The sequence below is a fragment of the Actinomycetospora sp. genome (assembly GCF_036497245.1).
GTDB lineage: Bacteria > Actinomycetota > Actinomycetes > Mycobacteriales > Pseudonocardiaceae > Actinomycetospora.
Map to the genome: position 1 here is coordinate 18,501 of NZ_DASXJS010000006.1, position 21,433 is coordinate 39,933.

Annotated in this window: 19 protein-coding genes; 8 read left to right on the plus strand and 11 right to left on the minus strand. The window is 73.6% G+C overall.

The genetic code is table 11. The annotated features are described in order from the left end of the window. Positions 1-65 precede the first annotated feature (65 nt). Positions 66-1,238, minus strand: coding sequence for a uroporphyrinogen decarboxylase/cobalamine-independent methonine synthase family protein (locus VGI02_RS00765; RefSeq protein WP_331625312.1), 1,173 nt, complete (start codon positions 1,236-1,238; stop codon positions 66-68). A 312-nt stretch (positions 1,239-1,550) separates the two neighbouring features. Here VGI02_RS00765 and VGI02_RS00770 point away from each other — a divergent pair, with 312 nt between their 5' ends. Both VGI02_RS00770 and VGI02_RS00775 read left to right on the plus strand, forming a co-directional pair. Then, on the plus strand, positions 1,551-3,047 hold the full coding sequence (locus VGI02_RS00770; RefSeq protein ID WP_331625313.1) for a hypothetical protein: 1,497 nt from the start codon (positions 1,551-1,553) through the stop codon (positions 3,045-3,047). A gap of 2 nt (positions 3,048-3,049) precedes the next feature. Beyond that, positions 3,050-4,096, plus strand: a complete 1,047-nt coding sequence (locus tag VGI02_RS00775; protein ID WP_331625314.1) for a uroporphyrinogen decarboxylase/cobalamine-independent methonine synthase family protein — start codon at positions 3,050-3,052, stop codon at positions 4,094-4,096. Here VGI02_RS00775 and VGI02_RS00780 read toward each other — a convergent pair. The 7 genes from VGI02_RS00780 to VGI02_RS00810 all read right to left on the minus strand — a co-directional run bounded on the left by VGI02_RS00780 (position 4,041) and on the right by VGI02_RS00810 (position 12,468). Then, positions 4,041-4,667 carry a TetR/AcrR family transcriptional regulator gene (locus VGI02_RS00780; protein WP_331625315.1) on the minus strand — a complete coding sequence of 209 codons (627 nt, stop codon included), beginning with the start codon at positions 4,665-4,667 and terminating at the stop codon, positions 4,041-4,043. The genes VGI02_RS00775 and VGI02_RS00780 overlap by 56 nt on opposite strands. Positions 4,668-4,679: 12 nt before the next feature. After that, positions 4,680-5,678 (minus strand): lysylphosphatidylglycerol synthase transmembrane domain-containing protein, encoded by a 999-nt coding sequence (locus VGI02_RS00785; protein ID WP_331625316.1) that lies wholly within the window; start codon positions 5,676-5,678, stop codon positions 4,680-4,682. A 159-nt stretch (positions 5,679-5,837) separates the two neighbouring features. Then, entirely contained in the window at positions 5,838-8,069 is a 2,232-nt protein-coding gene (locus tag VGI02_RS00790; RefSeq protein ID WP_414638168.1) for a bifunctional polysaccharide deacetylase/glycosyltransferase family 2 protein, read from the minus strand. Between the two features lies 1 nt (position 8,070). Beyond that, the gene (locus tag VGI02_RS00795; RefSeq protein WP_331625317.1) at positions 8,071-8,994 is read right to left on the minus strand and encodes a hypothetical protein; all 924 of its coding nucleotides are present in this window, start codon (positions 8,992-8,994) and stop codon (positions 8,071-8,073) included. A gap of 171 nt (positions 8,995-9,165) precedes the next feature. Further along, the gene (locus VGI02_RS00800; RefSeq protein ID WP_331625318.1) at positions 9,166-10,059 is read right to left on the minus strand and encodes a DUF72 domain-containing protein; all 894 of its coding nucleotides are present in this window, start codon (positions 10,057-10,059) and stop codon (positions 9,166-9,168) included. 64 nt (positions 10,060-10,123) lie between these two features. Continuing rightward, positions 10,124-11,509 carry an MFS transporter gene (locus VGI02_RS00805; RefSeq protein ID WP_331625319.1) on the minus strand — a complete coding sequence of 462 codons (1,386 nt, stop codon included), beginning with the start codon at positions 11,507-11,509 and terminating at the stop codon, positions 10,124-10,126. Continuing rightward, entirely contained in the window at positions 11,506-12,468 is a 963-nt protein-coding gene (locus VGI02_RS00810) for an amidohydrolase family protein (RefSeq protein WP_331625320.1), read from the minus strand. Before VGI02_RS00810 ends, VGI02_RS00805 begins: the two co-directional genes overlap by 4 nt. Before the next feature lie 191 nt (positions 12,469-12,659). On the opposite strand from VGI02_RS00810, the gene VGI02_RS00815 reads away from it, so the two are divergent. After that, on the plus strand, positions 12,660-13,322 hold the full coding sequence (locus tag VGI02_RS00815; protein WP_331625321.1) for a GntR family transcriptional regulator: 663 nt from the start codon (positions 12,660-12,662) through the stop codon (positions 13,320-13,322). 11 nt (positions 13,323-13,333) lie between these two features. Here the strand turns inward: VGI02_RS00815 and VGI02_RS00820 are convergent, their stop codons facing one another. Beyond that, on the minus strand, positions 13,334-13,495 hold the full coding sequence (locus tag VGI02_RS00820) for a hypothetical protein (RefSeq protein WP_331625322.1): 162 nt from the start codon (positions 13,493-13,495) through the stop codon (positions 13,334-13,336). A gap of 124 nt (positions 13,496-13,619) precedes the next feature. Between VGI02_RS00820 and VGI02_RS00825 the strand changes: the two genes are divergently transcribed. The 5 genes from VGI02_RS00825 to VGI02_RS00845 all read left to right on the plus strand — a co-directional run bounded on the left by VGI02_RS00825 (position 13,620) and on the right by VGI02_RS00845 (position 19,249). Continuing rightward, entirely contained in the window at positions 13,620-14,315 is a 696-nt protein-coding gene (locus VGI02_RS00825) for a 4-carboxy-4-hydroxy-2-oxoadipate aldolase/oxaloacetate decarboxylase (protein WP_331625323.1), read from the plus strand. Continuing rightward, the gene (locus VGI02_RS00830; RefSeq protein ID WP_331625324.1) at positions 14,312-15,391 is read left to right on the plus strand and encodes a 4-oxalomesaconate tautomerase; all 1,080 of its coding nucleotides are present in this window, start codon (positions 14,312-14,314) and stop codon (positions 15,389-15,391) included. Before VGI02_RS00825 ends, VGI02_RS00830 begins: the two co-directional genes overlap by 4 nt. A gap of 145 nt (positions 15,392-15,536) precedes the next feature. Further along, positions 15,537-16,331 (plus strand): DUF1932 domain-containing protein, encoded by a 795-nt coding sequence (locus tag VGI02_RS00835; protein WP_331625325.1) that lies wholly within the window; start codon positions 15,537-15,539, stop codon positions 16,329-16,331. Further along, complete coding sequence (locus tag VGI02_RS00840; protein ID WP_331625326.1) at positions 16,328-17,347, plus strand: amidohydrolase family protein; 1,020 nt, start codon at positions 16,328-16,330, stop codon at positions 17,345-17,347. The genes VGI02_RS00835 and VGI02_RS00840 overlap by 4 nt, the downstream gene beginning before the upstream one ends. 21 nt (positions 17,348-17,368) lie before the next feature. Then, positions 17,369-19,249, plus strand: a complete 1,881-nt coding sequence (locus VGI02_RS00845) for an FUSC family protein (protein WP_331625327.1) — start codon at positions 17,369-17,371, stop codon at positions 19,247-19,249. A 27-nt stretch (positions 19,250-19,276) separates the two neighbouring features. Here the strand turns inward: VGI02_RS00845 and VGI02_RS00850 are convergent, their stop codons facing one another. Both VGI02_RS00850 and VGI02_RS00855 read right to left on the minus strand, forming a co-directional pair. Further along, positions 19,277-20,704, minus strand: a complete 1,428-nt coding sequence (locus VGI02_RS00850) for a carotenoid oxygenase family protein (protein ID WP_331625328.1) — start codon at positions 20,702-20,704, stop codon at positions 19,277-19,279. A 32-nt stretch (positions 20,705-20,736) separates the two neighbouring features. Continuing rightward, on the minus strand, positions 20,737-21,339 hold the full coding sequence (locus tag VGI02_RS00855) for a DUF3159 domain-containing protein (protein WP_331625329.1): 603 nt from the start codon (positions 21,337-21,339) through the stop codon (positions 20,737-20,739). Positions 21,340-21,433: the final 94 nt, after the last annotated feature.

The following is a 21,433-nucleotide window of genomic DNA, read 5'->3' on the forward strand; positions in this document are numbered from 1 at the left end:
TGCGCAGGAACAGCGCCGGGGCCCGGGAACTGTGCGGGTGGACAACAGCCCCCGGGCGGGCGCGATCAGACGCCGAGCTTCTCGGCCGCGGCGCGAACCCCCTCGATCCGGTTGTGGATCTTCTGGAACGCGACATCGCGCGCGAAGTCCGGAGAGCCGTGGCTGGGCTTCTCGTCGATCGAGAACGGCGAGAACCCGCAGTCGTCGGTCGCCCCGAGCTGTTCGCGCGGGATGAAGTTGGATGCGCGCACGAGCGCGTCGCGGACCTCCTCGGGGCTCTCGATCCGCGGGTTGAGCGGATTGATCACCCCGACGAACGCGGTCTGCGCGACCCCGTTCGCGTCAGTGCGGACGTGCTTCCCGATCGATTCGTACACCGGGTCCTTGTCCCGCTCGCTCGCCAGCTGGATGAGGAAGTAGCCGGCGTTCATCTCGAACATCTTCGGGAGCAGGTTGTTGTAGGGCACGTCCGCGGAGTGCACGGAGTCGCGGTCACCACCGGGACAGGTGTGCACCCCGATGTTGGCGCGCTCCTCCGGGGTGAACCGGTCGAGCACCCAGTTGTTGATCTCGATGAACCGGTCGAGCAGACCCGCGCCCGTCCAGGGGTTGCGGGGGTCGTTGCGCGTCGCGAGCCGCCCCTCGGTGAAGTCGATGGACACCCGGGCGGCGCCCGCCTCGAAGGCCTTCCGGATGTCCCGCTCGCACTCGTCGGCGAGGTCGTGCTCGAACTGCTCCTTCGAGTAGCCCGGCACCTCCTTCTCCAGCGGGTAGAGCAGGTAGAGCATCGACGGCGCGATCACCGCCTGCTTCATCGGCCGGTTCGCGTAGCCGATCGACTTCGCGAGGGTGTCCGCGGCGTAGGTCTTGTACCGGAAGGGGCCGCCGGTCAAGCGCGGCAGCTGGCGGTTGTGCCCGTCGGCGAAGATCGCGAAGAACTGGCCGCCGTCGCCCGCGAGATTGTCCGCGAGGCCGGTACCCGCCAGGGTGTCGGCGATCGGGTAGGTCGCGAAGCTCGACCAGCGCTGCTCGCCGTCGGACACGATCGGCGAGCCGGCGTTCTCCTGGCCCTCGATGGAGTTCTTGACCGCCTCGTCCTGCGCGGACTCCAGCTTGTCCTTGCCGATCTCGCCCTTGTCGTACGCGGCGTAGGCGTCCTGCAGCTTCTGGGGGCGCGGCAGCGATCCGACCTGCTCGGTCGGGATGCCGGTGGCCTGCTTCGGGTCGTATCCACTCACGGGTGCGTTCCTCCGATGTCCGTCATTGGCTCGGTGGGGCGGCGCGACCAGGGGCAACGTGCTCGCGGCAGCGCCCGGGACGGCCCGTCGTGAGACAGACCGGTCTCTCCCATCTCGACCGTAGGATGTGACGTCGCTCACGTCAATCGGCGCGACCCCTCCGCTGGGCCGCGCCACAACATTCGGGCCGCACTTCCTGTCCTCGCCGACGAAGACGGTGACCCGCGGGACGTCGCACGCTCGTCGTACCGCGGAACGGATCGGCGGCCCGCGCGCGGAGCACCGGGGTCCACCGCCGCAGAGGAGGCACGGATGCTCGTCGACTTCCGCCCGCACGGCCGCCTGCGCAGCGCACGGACCCCGGTGACCGCGGGCGACTCGATCGCGCCGGTCGTGGACGCGCTGAGCGGGAGCACCACGGATCTGTCCCGGGTCCGGGTCGTCTGCGACTGGGTGCAGTACCGGCAGAACTTCCGCGAGGTCGTCGAGGTGCGGCCGATCGTGGCGCCCGGCGACCCGCGCGGCGGACCGGTCCCCGAGGGCGTCCGCGACGACGACCTCGAGATCGCCGTCGACGTGCGGCGCGGCACCGAGACCGCGCTCGGGGACGCGACGCGTGACGCCCTGAACGCCCACGCCGAGGGCACCGCCGACGCCGGACGGGTGCTCCTCGAGGACTGGGGACCGGGTCGACAGAGCTGCATCTGGGACTTCAACGCCCTCTACTGGTCCGCGCTCGAGCTGTGGGAGAAGGCCACCGGCCGGGCCTACGAGCAGGCCCTCCCCGGCGGCGAGAGCGACGCACGCAACCGCGACGCGGCCCGGGAGATCCTCACCGAGCTGTTCGCGGTGTGGGACGGGCTGGCCGACCGCCGGGCCCTCCCGCCCGAGCTCTACGTCGTGGAGCTCGGCGTCGGCAACGGCAACCAGGCCCGGGTCTTCCTCGACGAGTTCCGGGCGCTCGACGCCCGGCACGGCCGGGGGTACTACCGCCGTCTGCAGTACCTGATGTGCGACTACTCCCAGCACGTGCTCGACCTGGCCCGCGAGACCGTCGCCGAGCACTCCGAGCACGTCAGCGCCTTCGTCCTGGACGCGACGCGGCCGCGCTCCGCGCTGGGCTTCCTGCAGTTCCGCGTGTTCCTGATCTACATCTCGAACGTCTACGACAACCTCCCGACCGACGAGGTCGCGCAGCTCGGCGGCCGTACCTACCTCGTCGAGTCCCGGGCCTACATCCCCGCCACCGAGGCCGCCGAGCTCGCCGCGTCCGTGAACGCCCGCCCCGACGAGCTCGCGGGCCTGGTGCGCAAGCTGCTGCGGCTCGGCCCGCGGCTGCTCGCCGAGGCCGCACCGGCACACGTCTCGAGCCCGGAGGACGCCGTCGACTTCTGGCGGCGGACCTGGTCGGCGGTCCGGCTCGCCGAGCGCTACGTCGGGCTCGCCGGCCTCGATCTCTACGCCCTCTCGCCGTCGGTCACCGGCGAGGCGCTGCGCCCGCTGCTCGAGTCGGGCGCGGACCTCCGCATGCACGTCAGCAACGGCGCCGTCGCCAGCTTCACCGAGACCCTCCCGCTGCTCCACCCCTTCGGCCGGTTGATCTGCCACGACCTGTTCGCCGACGACGTCGGGGCCTACCGCAGCGGCTTCCGCGGGCCCGGCAAGTACGACGGTTCGGTCGTGAACTGGGTGAACGGTCCCCTGCTCGCGCACATCGGGCGTCGCCGTGGTTTCGACGTCACCTACACCCCGTTCGCCCACCGCCCCGGCACGAACGTCGTCACGATGACCGCCCAGGTGAGGGACTGACGATGGACGATCTGGTCCTCCCGACGACGGTGGTCGGGTCCTGGCCGGTGCCGGAGTGGCTCGAGCGGCTCAAGACCGACTACTTCCGCAGCCGGATGAGCCGCACCCAGCTCGAGGAGATCCACGACTGCGCGGTGACGGCCGCGATCAAGGAGCAGGAGCTGGCCGGGATCGACATCGTGTCCGACGGCGAGCTCCGCCGGGACAACGACGTCGACTACCTGCTCGCCCGCGTCCCCGGGATCGAGATCCCGGTGACCAGCAAGGACTTCTACTACGACTACTACGAGGCCAGGGCACGGACCTCACCGGTCGCCCCGGCGACGGGCGGCGGGCTCGGCTTGGACGACGACTTCGCTTTCACCCGGGCGCGCACCGACCGGCCGGTGCGGTTCTCGTTCACCGGGCCGTTCTCGCTCTCCCGACGGGTCACCGTGGGGCCCGGCGACGACCCCGCCGACCTCGTGCGCTCCATCGCGCACGTGCTCGCGGGGGCCGCCCGGGCGCTGCGGGACGCGGGCGCGGACCTGCTGCAGATCGACGAGCCGTTCCTCGCGGGCCACCCGGAGCAGGTCGGCCTCGCCGTCGAGGCGATCAACATCGTCACCGCCGACGTGGACGTCTCCTGGGCGCTCCACGTCTGCTACGGGAACCGCTACGCCCGCCCGCTGTGGGAGGGCCACTACGACTTCCTGTTCCCCGCCGTGCTCGACGCGCGGGTCGACCAGCTCGTCCTCGAGTTCGCGCGCAAGGGCTACGAGGACCTGCCGGTCATCGAGCGCTCGGGGTGGGACCGCGGCATCGGCCTGGGGGTCATCGACGTCAAGTCCCACGAGGTGGAGAGCCCGGAGCTGGTGAGCGCGCGGATCGAGCAGGCCCTCGAGCTGGTGCCGCCGGAGCGGTTGACGATCAACCCCGACTGCGGGCTGCGCAACCTCCCGACGGCCGTGGCGACGGCCAAGCTGCGCGCGATGGTCGAGGGCACCGCACGGGTCAGGGCGAGCCTGCCGGGCCGGACGCCGGGAGACCGTGCGCGCGGAGCAGCATGACCCCCATCTCGCGGGCCGCCGCGGCGGCCTCGCGGTCGCCCTCGTGCGCGGCCATGATCGAACCCTTCATGAGGATGTGCCACTGCCGCGCCAGCAGGAGCGGGTCGGGCACGCCCGCCTCCTCGGCGAGCTCGCGCAGGTAGTCCCGGATCCGCCGCAGGTGCCCGACGGCCGCCTGGAAGACGGTGTCCCCCGGGTCGTTGATCTCCATCATCGTCGTGAGGAAGACGCAGCCCTCGAAGTCGGGCCGGGCGAACCACTCACCGAAGAGATCGAACAGGGCGAGCAGCTGGTCCTGGGGCAGGTGGCCGCGCTGCCGGCTCTCGTGCACCAGCCACTGCTCGGTCCACGACCGCTCCCGCCGCGACAGGAAGTCGAGGATCAGGTCGTCCTTCGACGGGAAGTTGCGGTAGAGGGTCATCTTCGCCGCGCCGGCGCGCGCGACGACCGCGTCCACGCCGACCGCACGGACGCCGTACCGGGAGAACAGGTCATAGGCAGCGCGACCGATCCGCTCGCCGCCGCTGACGCGGTCGGCCTCGGAACGGCTGTCCTCACCCACTTCGTCCACGTCGCTGCCACCTCATCGACGACCATCGGACGATACCTCTCGACCGGGGCCTGATCGTCCACGGATCGCCGGGCCGCCGCGGAGCAGGAGCACCCCGAGACCGGGCAGGGTCGACACCAGCGCCAGCACCCCGAACGCGACCGCCGTAGCGAGCCCGGTCTGCGCGCCCAGCCCGGCCACCCCGAACGACACGGCCGTGGTCGCCTCCCGCGGCCCCCACCCGCCCACGTTCAGCGGCAGCCCCATCGCCAGCAACGGCAGCACCAGCAACGGCACCAGCTCGACCGGACCGACCCGCACCCCCACGGCGATCGCGGCCACCGCCAACAGCCCCAGATGGCCCGCCATCGCCACCACCGACAGCCCGAGCACCGCCGGCGCGCTCCGGCGGGTCAGGACCGCCTCCCGCGTCCCGGCGACCAGCCCGGCCAGTCCGCGCCGCACCCGTGGGAGCACCGCGATCCCGACCAGCCCCACGACCACCCCCGCCGCGACCAGCGCCACCGGTCCGAACCCGGCCACCAGGCCCCGCACCGGGCTGGGTATCGCGAGCAGCACCACGGTCCCGGCCACCACGACGACAACCTGCCCCGCCACCCGCTCGAGCACCACGGCGCGCACGCCCCGCCCGAGGTCGCCGGCACGGCGCCCGTGGTCGACCGCGCGGTGCACGTCGCCGAGCACGCCGGCCGGCAGCACCGAGTTCAGGAACTGCGCCCGGTAGCAGTCCCCCACCGCCGGGCCGAATCCGATCCGCAGCCCCAGTCCGCGGGCGACCACGCACCACCGGGCCGCGGAGGCCGCCGTCGTGACCGCCCCGATCGACAGCGCGACCACCAGCGCACCCGGCGACACCGCACGGACGCCGTCCAGCACCGCCCCGGTCCCGAGCCGGAGCGCCACCGCCACGACGACCGCCGCACCGGCGAGCAGCTGGAGCGCGCGCACCGGGAACCGTCGGACGGGACCCGACGACACCGCCGCGACGGTGTGAGGGGCGAGCACGGTCATCGGTCCGGTCTCCTGGGTCCGCGGCGCGGGTGGCCGACAACAGGGAACACGAACGGGGAGCGCGGCGGGTTCACTTCGCTGAAGATGAGGAACGCCCCGTCCCCACGAGGGGACGGGGCGTTCGCCGCGGCACTCGGTCCCCGACGGTGCCGGTGACGGTCAACGACGGTTGAGGTCGAGCTCCCGTCGCGGCGACTCCTTGTTCTCCGGCGCCGCCAGCAGGGCGTCGAGCCCGCCCACCCGGCGCAGCTTCTGCCACCCGAGCCGGATGCCGCCGAGCGCGGTGACCGCGGACCGGATGAGCACCGCGTACATCAGCTGGCGGTAGACGATCTGCTGCAGCGGCAGCAGCCAGAGCACGCGCACCGGTTCCCGCTCGAGCCGGAACGCGATGACGGCGGCGGCGACCTGGACCGCCAGCACGCCCGCCCACATGAGCAGCGTCGTCACCGGGTCGAGGAAGATCAGCCCGTAGACCAGGAAGATGTCCACCAGCGGGGCCAGCAGGGGCAGCAGGATCTGGAACACCGCGAGGTGCGCGAGCCCGAACCGGCCGAACCGGCCGGAGGCGCCGCGGTCGAGCACCGCGTGGCGGTGCTTCCACATCGCCTGCATGGTGCCGTAGCTCCACCGGTAGCGCTGGCGCCAGAGCTGTCCGAGGGTCGCGGGGGCCTCGGTCCAGGCGCGCGCGGAGTCCTCGTAGACCACGCGCCAGCCCGTGCGGCAGATGGCCATGGTCAGGTCGGTGTCCTCGGCGAGCGTGTCGTCGCTGACCCCCCCGACCTGCAGCAGCACCCCGCGGCGGAACGCACCGATCGCGCCCGGGATCGTGGGCATGCACCGCAGGACGTCGTAGACCCGCCGGTCGACGTTGAAGCCCATGACGTACTCGATGTGCTGCCAGCGCGAGATCAGTCCGCGACGGCTCGCGACCTTGGCGTTGCCGGCGACCGCCCCGACCGTCGGGTCGGCGAACGGCTGCACGAGCCGCCCGATCGTCGCGGGCTCGAACACGGTGTCGCCGTCGATCATCACGATCAGCTCGTGGCGGGCGTGGGCGATGCCGGCGTTGAGGGCGCTGGGCTTGCCGCCGTTGGCCTGGCGCAGCACCCGCACGTTCGGCAGGCCGAGCGCATCGACGATGTCGGCGGTCCCGTCGGTGCTGCCGTCGTCGACCACGAGGACCTCGACCGGGTGCTCGCTCGCCACGAGGGATCGCACCGTCGCGGCGATGTTCTCCTTCTCGTTGTAGGCGGGCACGATCACGGACACGGGCGCGCGCACCGGGGGTCCCCACGAGAAGCCGGGCCGGTGGCGACGGCGGTGGTGGCGGACGGCGACGACGAGCATGAGCACCAGCCGCACCACGACCAGGACCCCGACGACCAGAAGCAGCCACGCGAGGGCGTCGACGACGACGCCGGCGACGGCCACGAGCCCGATGATCGTGCTGCCCATCAGGTGCGCGGCGCCCGAGACCGGCTGGTTGTCGGCCGGCAGCCCGACGGCGGCCTCGGGCGTGGTGAAGCGGTAGCCCTGGGCCTGCAGCTGCGGGATCAGCCGGTCGAGGGCGGCGACGGTCTGCGACCGCTCGCCCCCCGCGTCGTGGAGCAGCACGATCCCGCCCGCGCCGCCCGAGGGCAGGGCGTTGCGGACGATCGCGTCGACGCCCGGGCGCTGCCAGTCCCGGCTGTCGATGTCGGAGAGCACCGTGACGTAGCCGTCCGAGCCCGCCTCGCGGACCGAGCGCAGCGCGTCGTTGTCGACCGCGTTGGGACTCGACGAGTACGGCGGGCGCAGCAGGTAGCTGGACTCGCCGATCGCGCCGTCGAGGACCAGCTGGGTCTCGGCGAGCTCGCGGTCGAGCCGCATCCCGGAGACCGCGGCGAGGTCGGGGTGGGTGAAGGAGTGGATGCCGACCTCGGAGCCCGCGGCCCGGATGTCGCGCAGGACACCCGGGTAGGTCGCGGCCCGGGAGCCGACCACGAAGAACGTCGCCGGCACGTGGTGGCGGCGCAGCACCTCGAGGATCTGGGGGGTCCACGTCGGGTCGGGCCCGTCGTCGAAGGTCAGCGCGATCGTCCGCGCCGGCATCGCGGCGCTGCGCGGCTCGGTGCCGCGGGTGTCGATGACCGGGCCCCCGTCGGTGACCGTCCGCGGCACCTCGTCCATGGCGGCGGCGCTGGGCACCGCCGCGGGCGGGTCGACGCCGACCTCGGAGCTGGCGAGCCCGTTCACCAGGAGCAGGCAGCTGAACATCAGCAGTGCGACCACGATGAGCAGGACGCCCGGGCGGGGGATCAGCCGACGACGGGTCGCGGTGCCGGACCGCGTCGGGGTGGGGTGCGCGCGCCATCCGGCGCGCGCCGGGAGGGCGCGGTGACGGGCCACCTCACACCGTCCCGGGGTTCGAGATCGGACCGATCGTGAGGATGTCGGACGTCGCGGCGTCCATCAGCGGCCCGGCGGTGCCGGTCGTGGACGTCGCTGTCCCGGTGCCGGTGGTGCCGGTGGTGCCGGTGCCCGTCGAGCCGCTCCCGGTCGTTCCGGTTCCGGACGTGCCGGTGCCGGTGCCAGTGCCGGTGCCGGTGGAAGTGCCGGTGCCGGACGTGCCCGTCCCGGTCGAACCGGTGCCGGTCGTACCGGATCCGCTCGTGCCCGTCGACGAGCCGCTGCCGGAGGTTCCGGCGCCGGTGCCCGTCGCGCCGCTGCGCGGGGTGGCGGTGGCACCGCCGGTGGCCCGGGGGACGACCGGGGCGCTCGCCGGGGCCGGCCGGGCCGTCCGGGCCGCGGTCGTCGGGCGCACCGGCGTTCCCGCGACCCGGCGCTGCGCCGCCGCGCGTGGCGCCGGGGAGGGGCGGGAGTTCCGCGTGGCGGGCGCGGTCCCGGCCGGCTCGCGCCGACGCAGCTCGACGAGCCCCGTACCGGGGCGGGACTCCGCCGCGGTGGTGCGGACCTGCGCCGCAGTGGTACGGACCTGCTCCGCGACGACAGGACGGACCGGAGCCACAGCAGCCGGAGCCCCGACGACCGGGGTCACCCCGGCCGGGATCACCCCGACAGGAGTCGCGTCGGCGGGATCGTCGGCACCCGCGTCGTCCTCGTCGGGCAGGGGGGTGGGCGTCAGCGCGGCGCCGGCGAGCTCACCGAGCGCGCCGGCGCTGGTGGTCATCGTCGCCCCGAACGCCGCCAGGTAGATCGCGCACGCCGCCGCGCCGAGCCAGCCGAGGACACTCATCGTCCGCCGCCGCCGCCCGCTCGCGTCGACGAACACCGGGCCGCCGCCGAGCGGGACCATCCGCGGTGCTGTCGTCATGGCGATCTCCTCAGGCCGGTCCACGATGTGCCGAGACTCCCCCGGATGGGAGTCCGTCACAGGGGAGATCGTCACCATGGGTGGCTGTGATACGCCAATACTCTCACTCTTTCGAGTGAACAGGCGAAAAGATACCTACAGACGGGTGCAGTCTGATCACCAATGCGTGACTTACTGGCACAGCCGACCAGCCAGCGCGAGGGCGTCGCGGGGCGCATGGCCCTCGGCGTCGTTGTCGAAGTAGACGAGGACCTCGCGTCCCGCGGAGCGCTCCGGGCCGGGGTCCTCGGGGGCGATCGTCGCGGCTGTGACCGGGGCCCGTCCCGCCGCCCAGTCACGGGCGCGCGCGGCCCAGGTGTCGAGCGCCGCGGCGTCGTAGGCGCCGCGGTAGAGCTCGGCCTGCCCGTGCAGCCGGACGTACACCAGGTCGGCGGTGACGTCGTCGAACAGCGGGAACTCCCCGGCACCGTCGGAGACGACGAGGGCCACGTCGTGGGCCCGCAGCAGCGCGACCGCCTCGGAGGTGCGGAAGCTCGGATGCCGGACCTCGAGGGCGTACCGCATCGGACGGTCCACGTCGGCGACGGTCCACGGGTCCGGGACGCGGTCCGCGTGGCCGGTGGCCAGGGCGGCCGCCTCCCCGGTCGTCCGCGGGAGCAGCCGGAGGAAGCCCTCGACCCGTGCGGCGTCCCATCTCAGGTTCGGCGGGAGCTGCCAGAGCACCGGCCCGAGCTTCGCGCCCAGGGCCAGGAGACCGGACGCGAAGAACCGCCCGAGGGGTTCCTCGACCTCGCGGAGCTTCTTCATGTGGGTGATGTAGCGGCTGCCCTTCACCGCGAAGCGGAACTGCTCCGGGGTCGCCTCGGCCCAGGTCCGGAACGACGAGGCGCGCTGCAGCGAGTAGAAGGTGCCGTTGACCTCCGCGGTGTCCATGCGGGAGCCCAGGTATTCCAGGCGGCGCCTGCGGGCCAGCCCCGCGGGGAAGAAGGTGTCCTGCCAGGAGTCGTAGGTCCAGCCGGACGTGCCCACGCGCACCCGCCCCGCCCCGGCGGGCCCGGTCGTCATCGGGTCCTCGAGCCGAGAACGCGTCGTCCGCTCGCCATCGCGCCCGATGGTAGGGCGCGGCGCGTCAGGCCGACGCGGTGCTCGCGACCGTGTCGGGCGCCGGTCGTCGCGCCCGGGTCCGCGGCCCGAAGACGGCGACCGCGATGGCTCCGACGAACCAGGTCGCGGCGATGAAGACGAACACGCTGAGGTACCCGCTGCCGGTGTAGAGGGCCGCGATGATCAGCGGGCCCGCCGCGTTGGACAGGCGGCCCACGCCGTAGGAGATGCCGGTGCCCAGCGAGCGCGTCCTGGTGTCGAACAGCTCGGGCGAGTAGGCGTACGCGAGGGCGGTGTAGCCGCGCTCGACGAGGTTCACCAGGAAGCCGAACACGACGATGAGCACCGGGTCGAAGGTCAGGCCGTAGAGCAGCCCGCAGACCCCGATGACGGCGCCGAACACCGCGATGACCCACTTGCGCTCGAACCGGTCGGTGACCGCGGCCGCGAGCAGGCAGCCGAGCGGGGCACCGATCGTCGTCAGGGCGACGTAGAAGATCGAGTTCTCGACGCTGAAGCCCTGCTTGGCCAGCAGCGTCGGTGCCCAGCTGGAGTAGCCGAAGAAGCCGATGGTCTGGGTGACCCACAGGACGCAGAGCAGCAGGGTCGGCAGCAGGTAGCGGCGCCGGAGGAGCAGCCGCCACGGACGGCCGCCGCGGTTGTCCTCCGCCATGGGTCCGACGTCCTGCGCGGCCGCTGCGACCGGGGGCAACGGGCCCGTCTGCGCGGCGACGGTCGTCTCGATGTCGGCCAGGACGGCCTCGGCGCGGTCGTGCTCGCCGCGGCTCTCCAGCCACCGCGGAGACTCCTTGATCCGCCCGACGAACACGACGAAGACCAGGCCGAGGGCACCCCAGAGGTAGACCAGGCGCCACGACCAGTCCGAGAGCGGGACGACCGCCGCCGCGATGAGGTTGGTCGCGGGGGTGCCGCAGATCCCGATGGCGATCGCGTAGGCCTGGAACTTGCCGCGACGGGCGGCGGGGAAGATCTCACTGAGGTAGATGACGGCGACGACGGTCATCGCGGCGAGCCCCGCGGAGGTCAGGAACCGGCAGACACCGAGCGAGACCACGTCCCACGAGAACACCGAGGCGAGCGAGAACAGCCCGAAGAACACGGTGGTCCCGGTGAGCGCGCGTCGACGCCCGATCCGGTCGGCGAGCGCCCCGGCGACGATCGAGCCCAGGAACATCCCGACGAACGACGTCGAGGTGACGTAGGCGACCTGGTTCACCGTGACGCCCCAGAGCTTGATGAGCCGGGGCGCGGTGACGGCGAAGGTGTTGATGTCGGCGAACTCGAAGAAGTACGCGAACGACACCGCGATCAGCGTGACGACGTGGAACCGGCTGATCGGGAGCCGGTCGAGCCGTTGCGCGGCGGTCGGGGCGGGCAGGGGTGCGGTCACGGGAGGGCCTCCGTCTCGACGGCGGTGTCGGGCGGGTCGTCGGGCCAGTAGAGGCGGGTCGGGTTGGCGACCAGGAGGCGTTGCCGGGCCCGCGCGGTCGGTGCGATGTGGGGGATGTGGTCGACGAGCAGACCGTCGTCGGGCATGTGATCGGTCAGGTTCGGGTGCGGCCAGTCCGTGCCCCACAGCACGCGGTCGCCGAACTCCTCGACGACGCGGCGGGCGAAGGGCACCACGTCGCGATAGGCGTTCCGCTCGCCGTCGAGCGCGGGCGGGCCGGTCACGCTGAGACGCTCCGGGCAGCTCACCTTGACCCAGACGTCGTGGCGGTCCACGAAGCGCAGGAAGTGCGAGAACGCCGAGCCGTCCACGCCGCGGGTGACGTCGGGCCTGCCCATGTGGTCGATGACCAACGGCACCGGCAGCGCGCCGAGGACACCCTCGAGCTCGTCGAGGTCGGACGCCTCGAAGTAGATCACCGCGTGCCAGCCGAGCGGCGCGATCTTCTGCGCGACCACCGCGAGGTCGCGCACGGGTGTGGCCTCGACGAGCCGGGAGAGGAAGTTGAACCGCACGCCGCGCACGCCGGCCTCGTGGAGACCGGCGAGCTCGGCGTCGGTGACGTCGGGCCGCACCGTGGCGATGCCGCGGGCGCGGTCGCCCGCGGCGCGCACCGCGTCGACCATGGCGCTGTTGTCCGCCCCGTGGCAGGTCGCCTGGACGACGACGGTGCGGTGGATCCCGAGGTGGTCGCGCAGCGCGAAGAGCTCCTCGCGGCCGGCGTCGGTCGGGGTGTACTTGCGCTCGGGGGCGTAGGGAAAGGCCTCGCCGGGCCCGAAGACGTGGCAGTGCGCGTCGACCGTGCCTGCCGGCAGCGCGACGGTCGGGGTCGACGGCCTCCGGTCGTGGTCGCGCCATCCCGGCGTCGGGGTGAAGCTCACGGTGTCCGCGCTGCCCACGGAGTCCTCCCGGCGTCGCTGGGGTCGGTCCGGTTGCTGAGGTCCCACACACTCCTACTTCCGCCACAATCGGCGCAAGTATTGTTGACAATCTTGTGTGAATTCCGTGGCGACTGCCAGGCTGATCCGGGCGGACGCGTACTCTTCGGACCGGTCGACGGGGCGCGATCCGGGGCGAGGTGGGGGTGGAGATGAGCACGGTGACCACGACCGCCGGCGGGACCGAGGACGTCGTCGACCTCGTGCGCACGGCGATCCACGACGGCGAGTTCGTCCCGAACCAGCGTCTCGTCGAGGCCGATCTCTCGGTGCAGTTCGGCGCCAGCCGGGCCGCCGTGCGCACCGCGCTGGTGCAGCTCGCCGCCGAGGGTCTCGTCGAGCGCGTCCAGAACCGCGGCGCCCGGGTGCGGGCAGTCTCGCTGGCCGAGGCGATCGAGATCTCCGAGGTGCGCATGGTCGTCGAGGGGCTCTGCGCCGCCAAGGCCGCCGAGCGCGCGACCGACGACGACCTCGAGGTGCTGCGGGAGATCGGCGAGGACATGCAGGGGGCCGTCGGCCGCGGCGACGTGTTCGGCTACTCCGAGCTCAACCGACGGCTGCACGCCACGGTGCGCGCGGTCGGCGGCCAGAAGGTCGCGGGCGACGTGCTCGAGCGACTGCGCGGTCAGAACGTCCGCCACCAGTTCCGGCTCGCCCTGCTGCCCGGGCGCGCGTCGGTCTCGCTCCCCCAGCACCTGGAGATCATCGGGGCCATCCGCGCCCGCGACGCCGAGCGCGCCGAGGCCGCCATGCGCGCCCACCTGGCGAGCGTCATCGAGACCCTGCCGCAGGTGGGCTCCCCGCCCGTCCGCTGACCCGTCCCGGCTCACGGCGACACATCCTCGAGGGCCCGGTTGCGGGCCCGCGGGGTGACCTGGGCGATGACGGCACGGCGCGGGAGCCGGTCGAGGCGGGCGGTGAGATCGCCTGCCGTCTGTCGCTCGGTGCTCGTCATCGCCGTCGCTCCGCTCGCGTGGTCGGCCTCCATGGGGACGTGACCGTAGACACCAGCCGTGTTCGTCGACAAGAACGACGCCGAAATTGTTGACAATCGTCCGCCGACGACGAACGCTCGGGGACGGGCAGACGGACGACGACGAGGAGGGCCCGGGATGAGGACGGTGGTCGTGACCGACCCGCCGCGCGCGGACGTCGAGGACGCCGAGACGCTGGGTACGTACGGCGTCGCGACCGTGCACGAGGCCCTGGGCCGCGTCGGCTACCTCGGGCCCGAGCTCCGCCCCGCCTGGCCGGGCGCGCGCATCGGCGGCACCGCGGTCACCGCCCTCTGCTGGCCCGGTGACAACCTCATGATCCACGTCGCCGTCGAGCAGTGCCGCCCCGGCGACGTCCTCGTCGTGGCCACGAACTCGCCCTCGACCGACGGGCTCTTCGGGGAACTGTTCGCCACCGCCCTCGCCCACCGGGGCGTCCGCGGCGTGGTCCTGGGCTGCGGGGTCCGCGACGTCGCGGAGCTGCGCGGGATGGGCTTCCCCGCGTGGTCGCGCGCGGTCTCCGCCCAGGGCTCGGTCAAGGCCACCGCAGGCGCGGTGAACGTGCCGGTCACCGTCGGCGGGCAGGTCGTCAGCCCCGGCGACGTCGTGGTCGCCGACGACGACGGGGTCATGGTCGTCCCCCGCCACGACGTCGACCGCGCGCTCGACGCCTCCCGGGCCCGCGTCGAGAAGGAGACCGCCACACGGGCCGCGTTCGAGGCGGGCGAGCTCGGCCTCGACCGGTACGGGCTGCGCGACCGGCTGAAGGACTCCGGCATCTCCTACGTCTCCCACGAGGAGTACGTGCGGTGAGCGACGACGACACCGGGGTGCGCGCGATGATGCTGCGCGGCGGCACGTCGAAGGGCCTCTACGTCGAGGCCCGCGACCTGCCCGCCGACCCGGACGCCCGCGACGACCTGCTGCTGCGCCTGCTGGGGACCCCCGACCCTCGTCAGATCGACGGCCTGGGCGGGGCGACCTCGCTGACCAGCAAGGTGGCCGTCGTCGGACCCTCGGAGCATCCCGACGCCGACGTGGACTACCTGTTCCTGCAGCTCGGCGTGGACGAGGCGACCGTCTCCGAGGCCCAGAACTGCGGCAACATCCTGGCCGGAGTCGGGCCCTTCTCCCTCGAGCGCGGCCTGGTCGCCGCGGACCGCCCCACGACCTCCGTGCGCATCCGCATGGTCAACTCCGACAGCGTCGCGGTGGCCACCGTGCCCACCCCGGACGGGCGCGTCGAGTACCGCGGCGACGTCGCCATCGCCGGGGTGCCGGGGACGGCGGCGCCGATCACCCTCGCCTTCTCCGACACCGAGGGCTCCGCCACCGGCGCGCTGCTGCCCACCGGGAACGTGCGCGACACCGTCGACGGCGTCGAGGTCACCTGCGTGGACAACGGGATGCCCGTGGTGCTCGCGCGCGCTGAGGCGTTCGGGCTCACCGGGCACGAGTCGCACGAGGACCTCGCCGCCGACCCCGGGCTCGGCGAGCGCGTCGACGCGTTCCGGACCAAGGCGGGGGCGCTCATGGGCCTCGGCGACGTCTCGCGCGCCTCCGTGCCGAAGACGGTGCTGCTCGCCCCGCCCGCCGACGGCGGCCAGGTGGCCACCCGCTCGTTCATCCCGGTCCGGCCGCACACCGCCATCGGCGTGCTCGCCGCGGTCAGCGTGGTCACCGGGATGCTGCTCCCCGGCGCGGTCGGCCACGAGCTCACCGCCGACTGGCCGGCCGCCACCACCCGGGTCGACGTCGAGCACCCCACCGGCCACTTCCTGGTCGACGTCGCCGTGGACGCGACCACCACCCCGCCCCGCGTGGTCCGCTCCGGTGTCGTCCGCACCGCCCGCAAGCTCTTCGACGGCACCGCGTTCCCGCGCGCCTGACCCCGCCCATCCCTCGTCCGGAGATCCGCGTGCCCCCACTCCACGACGTCGCCCACCTCGCCCATATCGAGCTGCGCACCCCCGTCCTCGACGACAGCGATTCGTTCCACACCCACGGCACGCCGCCGGTCGCCGGGGCCACCTCGTGAGCGCCCCCGTGCGCGTCGCCGTGCTGGGCCTGGGCGAGGCAGGCTCGGAGATCGCCCGCGACCTCGTGGAGGCCGGGGCCGACGTCCGCGGCTACGACCCGAAGGTCACGCCCGGGACCGGGATCGACCCGCGCGCCGGGGAGGCCGACGCCGTGCGCGACGCCGATCTGGCGCTCAGCGTGAACAGCTCCCACGACGCCATGACGGCGCTGACGAACGCCCGCCCCGGGCTCGCGGACGGCACCGTCTGGGCCGACCTCAACACCGCGTCGCCGGGGGTGAAGGCCGCCCTGGTCGGGGCGGCCGGGCCCGGGGTCCGCGTCGTCGACGTCGCCCTCATGTCGCCGGTGCCGGGCCGGGGCCTGCGCACGCCGATGCTCGTCTCCGGTGACGGCGCGGCCCGGTTCGCCGAGCTGCTCGGCCCCCTCGGCGCGATCGTGACGATCCAGCCGGGGCCCGCGGGCACTGCGATCTCCCGCAAGCTGCTGCGCAGCGTGTTCTACAAGGGGCTGGCCGCCGCGGTGGTCGAGGCCCTCGCCGGGGCCGAGGCAGCGGGCTGCGGGGAGTGGCTCGCGCAGGACATCTCCGCCGAGCTGGCCGGGTTCGACGAGCGGTCCATCGACCGGCTCGTCGACGGCACCCATCGTCACGCCCGGCGGCGGGCCGACGAGATGGCGGCGGCCGCCGAGCAGCTGCGGGAGCTCGGCGTCGAGCCCCGCACCGCCTCGGCCGCCCACGACCTGCTGGCCGCACTGCGCGACGCACCCGAGCCCCCGGGAGGCACGGCATGATCATCGACTGTCACGGCCACTACACCACCGCGCCTGCCGCCCACACCTCCTGGCGCGAGGCGCAGGTCGCCGCGCACGACGCCGGTGCGGCCGCGCCGCTCTACCCCGGGATCGGTGACGACGAGATCCGGGAGAGCGTCGAGGGCAGCCAGCTGCGGCTCATGGCCGACCGCGGCATCGATCTGACGATCTTCTCGCCGCGCGCGTCGGCGATGGGCCACCACCGCGGCGACGAGACCCTGAGCACCGCATGGACCCGGGCCTGCAACGACCTGGTCGCCCGGGTGGTCGGGCTGTTCCCGCGGCACTTCGCCGGGGTCTGCCAGCTCCCCCAGTCGCCCGCGGTGCCGATCGAGAACTCGGTGGACGAGCTGCGTCGCTGCGTCGCCGAGCTCGGGTTCGTCGGGTGCAATCTCAACCCGGACCCGTCCGGCGGGTACTGGACGGCACCGCCGCTGACCGACAAGCACTGGTACCCGTTCTACGAGGCGATGGTGGAGCTGGACGTGCCCGCGATGGTGCACGTCTCCGCCGTCACGAACCCCGCCTTCCACGCCACCGGCTCGCACTACCTCAACGCCGACACCACCGCGTTCATGCAGCTGCTCGAGGCCGACCTGTTCCACGACTTCCCGGACCTGCGCCTGGTCATCCCGCACGGCGGCGGCGCCGTGCCGTACCACTGGGGCCGCTTCCGGGGCCTGGCCGACATGCTCGGACGGCCCCCCGTCGAGGACGCCCTGATGGGCAACGTCTTCTTCGACACCTGCGTCTACCACCAGCCCGGCATCGACCTGCTCTTCGAGGTCATCGAGCCCGCCAACATCCTCTTCGGCTCCGAGATGGTGGGCGCCGTCCGCGGGATCGACCCGCGGACCGGCCACCACTTCGACGACACCCGCCGCTACGTCGACGCCCTCGCGCTGGCGCCCGACGTCCGCGACGGCGTCTACGAGCGCAACGCGCGGCGCGTCTATCCGCGCCTCGACACCCTGCTGCGCGGCCAGGACCGGTGACGACGGCGCCAGACTGAGCGGGTGACCGCCCGTCCGACCGCCCCGCCCTCCGCCTCCTGGCGCCGGTGGGGCCGGGACCTCGTCCGGCTGCGCCGGACCGGGTTCGACTGGGTCGACGCGATCCGCGCCGGGTCCTGTGCCGGCGGCGTCGTCCTGATCGGCTGGTGGGCAGGCGACGTCTCCGCCGGCCTGACGGCGAGCGTCGGCGCGTTCACCGCCCTGTACGGCGGCCACCGGCCGTACCGGTCCCGCGCCCGGGCGCTCGCGGTCGTCGCGCTGGCGTTCGCGGCCGTCGTGACCCTCGGCGCGTGGTCGGAGTCGTCGCCGGTGGCCACGGTCGTCGTCGTGTCCGTGATCGCGGTGGTGGCCACGTGGCTGTGCCAGGCCCTCGACACCGGCCCGCCGGGCGCCTACATGTTCGTCCTCGCGTGCGCCACCGCGGCGAACATCCCGGGGGCGGACGCCGAGCCGTGGCGCCTGGGGCTGCTGGTGCTGGCGGGCGGGGCGCTCTCCTGGCTCGCGCACATGAGCGGTGTCCTCTTCGGAGGGCGCCGCCCGGAGAAGGCGGTGGTCTCCGCCGGCGCGGCCGCGGTGGCGCGACTGGTCGACGCGGTCGGCGACGACCGCTACCCGGTGGCGCGGGACGAGGCGGCCCGGGCCATGCACCGGTGCTGGGTCGTGCTGGTCGGTCAGCAGCCCCCGGTCGACGGGGCCGACGGGACGCTGCCCCGGCTGCGCTCGATCGCCCTGGACCTGCACGGTCTGCTCTCCGAGGCCGTCCGGGCCCACGACGACGGGCGCCCGACCGATCCCGGTGCCGCCGGCCGGGTCGCCGCGGCGCAGGCCGCGGTCGCCGACCCGCCGGCCTCGACCGGCCGTCGCGATGCCGGCGCCTTCCCGCTGGGCGGCCCCACGGCGGCGCGCACGGCGCGGGCCATGCTCGCCCCCGGGTCGCCGTGGCGAGTGGTCCTGGTGCGCGTCGGTGTCGCGGCCCTGCTCGCGGGCGCCGCGGGCGCGCTGCTCGGCCTCGACCACGCCTACTGGGCCGTCGCCTGTGCTGTCCTGGTCCTGTGCCAGGGCCTCGGCTGGGCGGGGACCCTGGAGCGGGCGGCCCTGCGGCTGCTCGGGACGTGGGTCGGGCTCCTGCTCGCCGCGGCCGTCCTCTCGGCGCAGCCGGCCGGGGTGTGGTTGGCGGTGACGGTGGCGGCCTTGCAGGGCACGATCCAGCTGGCGATGCCCCGCAACTACGGCCTCGGGGTCGTCGTCGTGACGCCCACCGCGCTGACGATCGGCAGTGCAGGCCACCCGGCCGACCTCGTCGAGCTCCTGCTCGCCCGCGGTCTCGACACGGTGATCGGATGCGTGATCGGGGTCCTGGTGTTCCTGGCGATCCGGCCGGGCGCCGCCGTACCCGCGCCCGCCGTCCTGGTGGCGGACATGCTCCGGGACGCAGCCCGGGTGGTCCCCCACCTCGTCGACCGCAGCACCACGAGCCCGGCCGCCCGCCGGGCGCGCAGCGACCTCAACGAACGGCTGCTCGCCCTGGCCGAGGCCCACCAGGTCGGCGACCTGGCCGCGCCGGTACGACGGGGCCGCGACACGACGATCTGGTGGCCTGCCCTCGACGCGGCGCGTCGACTGGGCCACCAGGTCCTCGCGGCCTGCTGGGCCCAGGAAGGCGCCCCGGACGACGGCCCGCCGACGATCTCCGCGTCCCGGGCGGCCGTCGTCGGGACCGAGATGACCGGGTTGGCCGGGCTGGCCGAGCGCTCCGGGGGACCCCGGCGCGGGGCGTCCGCCGACGGACCGGATCGGGACCCGGACGCACCCGTCGTGGCCGAGCCGGGGTTCCTCGCCGCCGAGCTCGGGGCGCTGGGGACCTCGCTGCCGGTCAGGCGATGAGGGCAGGCGGGCCGCCGACGACCCGTCTCATTCCTGGGTGGGGAGCCACGCGCCGTGCAGCCCGAGGGGGACGCGCACGGGGAGGCGGACGCGCGCGACCGGCCCCGCGGCGGGGTCGGCGGCCGGGATGACGAGGAACCAGCTGGTGTGGTCGGCGCGGTCGATCGCGTAGGTGACCCACCACCCGTGCTCGACGGCGTCGTCGCCGGGCCGGGGCACGTAGGAGAGCTCCCCGACGGCGAGGTCGCCCGCGTCCCAGCGCACGGTGCGTCCGGTGGACGGCTCGAGCCACATCAGCGCGTCGTGGTCACCCGGCACGAGACGGTGGCGCCCCGACCCCGTGCCCAGCGCGATCATGTCGTGGCGGCGCCCGATGCGGCGGTCGTCGATGCGCGGGAACTCCATCGAGGCCGGGTCGGTCAGCCAGTCGCGGTGCACCGTGCCGCTCGCCGGGTCGATCCGGGCGCGGGCGATGCCACCGATCACCGGGCCGGTGTCCGGGCTCAGGCCGCCCGGGCGTGACCATTCGACGTAGTCGAGGACCACCCCGCCGTCGTCGGTGTCGTAGGCGTTCGCGCTGTGCCACGTCCAGAACGCCTCCGAGCGCGCCCACCGGACCGGTCCGCCGTCACGGGGGATCAGGGCGATGCGGGTGCCGTCATCGGGACGCCAGGCCAGCATCGACCCGCCCGTCATCGCCGCGGCCATGTCGAAGTAGAGCGGGGCCACGACCAGCACGAGGAAGCGTTCGGTGATCCCCATGTCGTGGATCATCACCGGGCGGTCGACGTCGGGGACCGGGGTCGGTGAGCGGCGCGCGACGCCGTCCGGCCCGAGGATCGACCAGGTGAGGAACGGGGGCTCGAGGCCGTAGCAGAACACGGCCATCTCGCCGGTGCGCGGATCGACCTTCGGGTGGGCCGTGATCCCCGCGGGCAGCGACCCGCCGAAGGTCTCCCGGCCGCAGGTCGCGAGCTCCGGGGTCAGTGCGAACGGCGGTGCCGACTCGGCGAGGGCGAGCAGCCTGCCGCCGTGGCGCACGACGTTGATGTCCGGGAGATCCTTCATCGTCCCGGCCAGCGAGGGACCGACCTCGGCGGCGCCGGGCGTGTACCCCGTCATCAGGCCGCCCCACAGCGCGCGCCCGGCCGCCTCCTCGGCCTCGAGGGCCGGGGTGCGGACGAAGCGGTTGGCGTACCGGGCCCGCCCCTCGGAGAGCCAGATCCCGTGGACCATCCCGTCGCCCTCGAGGGGGTAGAGGTAGGAGCCGAGTGGCGTGAACCGCGGGTTGGGCCCGTTGCGCAGGTAGAGCCCGTCCATCTCGGGCGGGAGCTCCCCCACGACCGGGAGGTCCCCGGCCGCGATCTCGTCGACGACCGGCTCGAACACCCCCGACAGGTGGGGATCGGACGCGGCGTCGACGGGCGGCGGCGCGCCGGGCGAGATGGTGGTCATGATGGTCCTGTCCCAGGAGGTGGAGGGCGCGGTCAGGCCTGCGGGGCCACGGCCGGGCTCCCGGACCGGTCCTGGTCGAGCCCACCGGTCACGTGATCCGGGTACCAGATGGTGAAGCGCACCGCGGCGACGATGACGATCACCGGCAGGACCCAGTTGAAGACGTCGGAGCTGCCGCCCAGGTAGGCGGAGACGACGTCGCACAGCGCGTTGACCACGAACGCGAGGCCCCACGTCGCCGTGAGCACGCGGTTGATGCGCCGGAAGACCGGGCTGCTCCAGTACTCGCGCGGGGTGCTCTGCTTCGCGTAGTACTCGGTGAACGGCCGCCCGAGCGCCAGCGAACCGAAGGCGACCAGGGCGATCACGACGCTGGAGAGCAGCTGGGCGCGGTCCTCGAGGGGCTGCAGGGTGGCGCGGTCGAGGACGAGGGCGAGCACGGCCATCACGGCGAAGAACACCAGGCCGGTCGCGTCGAGGATGCTCATCGAGTGGGTCCGCTGCCAGCCCGGCACGATCAGGATCAGTGAGCACGCCAGGGCGGCCAGCGCCGCCCACCCCCAGGTGCTCGGCCCGGACACCACCGAGAACACGATCCAGGGCACGAACCCCAGGAACACCCCAGCGCGCTGCATGGACTTCTCCTCCCCGCAATGACTCTTAGTCACACTGCCGAGGATCTCGCGATCGTTTCAATCACCCGTACGGGGTAATCGACGACCCACCGCG

What these genes read in the sequence shown, in the direction of transcription:
- VGI02_RS00770 (WP_331625313.1), top strand. Translation starts at nt 1,551, where the DNA reads ATGCTCGTCGACTTCCGCCCGCACGGCCGCCTGCGCAGCGCACGGACC.
- VGI02_RS00775 (WP_331625314.1), top strand. Translation starts at nt 3,050, where the DNA reads ATGGACGATCTGGTCCTCCCGACGACGGTGGTCGGGTCCTGGCCGGTG.
- VGI02_RS00785 (WP_331625316.1), bottom strand. Translation starts at nt 5,678, where the DNA reads ATGACCGTGCTCGCCCCTCACACCGTCGCGGCGGTGTCGTCGGGTCCC.
- VGI02_RS00795 (WP_331625317.1), bottom strand. Translation starts at nt 8,994, where the DNA reads ATGACGACAGCACCGCGGATGGTCCCGCTCGGCGGCGGCCCGGTGTTC.
- VGI02_RS00800 (WP_331625318.1), bottom strand. Translation starts at nt 10,059, where the DNA reads ATGACGACCGGGCCCGCCGGGGCGGGGCGGGTGCGCGTGGGCACGTCC.
- VGI02_RS00815 (WP_331625321.1), top strand. Translation starts at nt 12,660, where the DNA reads ATGAGCACGGTGACCACGACCGCCGGCGGGACCGAGGACGTCGTCGAC.
- VGI02_RS00820 (WP_331625322.1), bottom strand. Translation starts at nt 13,495, where the DNA reads ATGGAGGCCGACCACGCGAGCGGAGCGACGGCGATGACGAGCACCGAG.
- VGI02_RS00825 (WP_331625323.1), top strand. Translation starts at nt 13,620, where the DNA reads ATGAGGACGGTGGTCGTGACCGACCCGCCGCGCGCGGACGTCGAGGAC.
- VGI02_RS00840 (WP_331625326.1), top strand. Translation starts at nt 16,328, where the DNA reads ATGATCATCGACTGTCACGGCCACTACACCACCGCGCCTGCCGCCCAC.
- VGI02_RS00850 (WP_331625328.1), bottom strand. Translation starts at nt 20,704, where the DNA reads ATGACCACCATCTCGCCCGGCGCGCCGCCGCCCGTCGACGCCGCGTCC.
- VGI02_RS00855 (WP_331625329.1), bottom strand. Translation starts at nt 21,339, where the DNA reads ATGCAGCGCGCTGGGGTGTTCCTGGGGTTCGTGCCCTGGATCGTGTTC.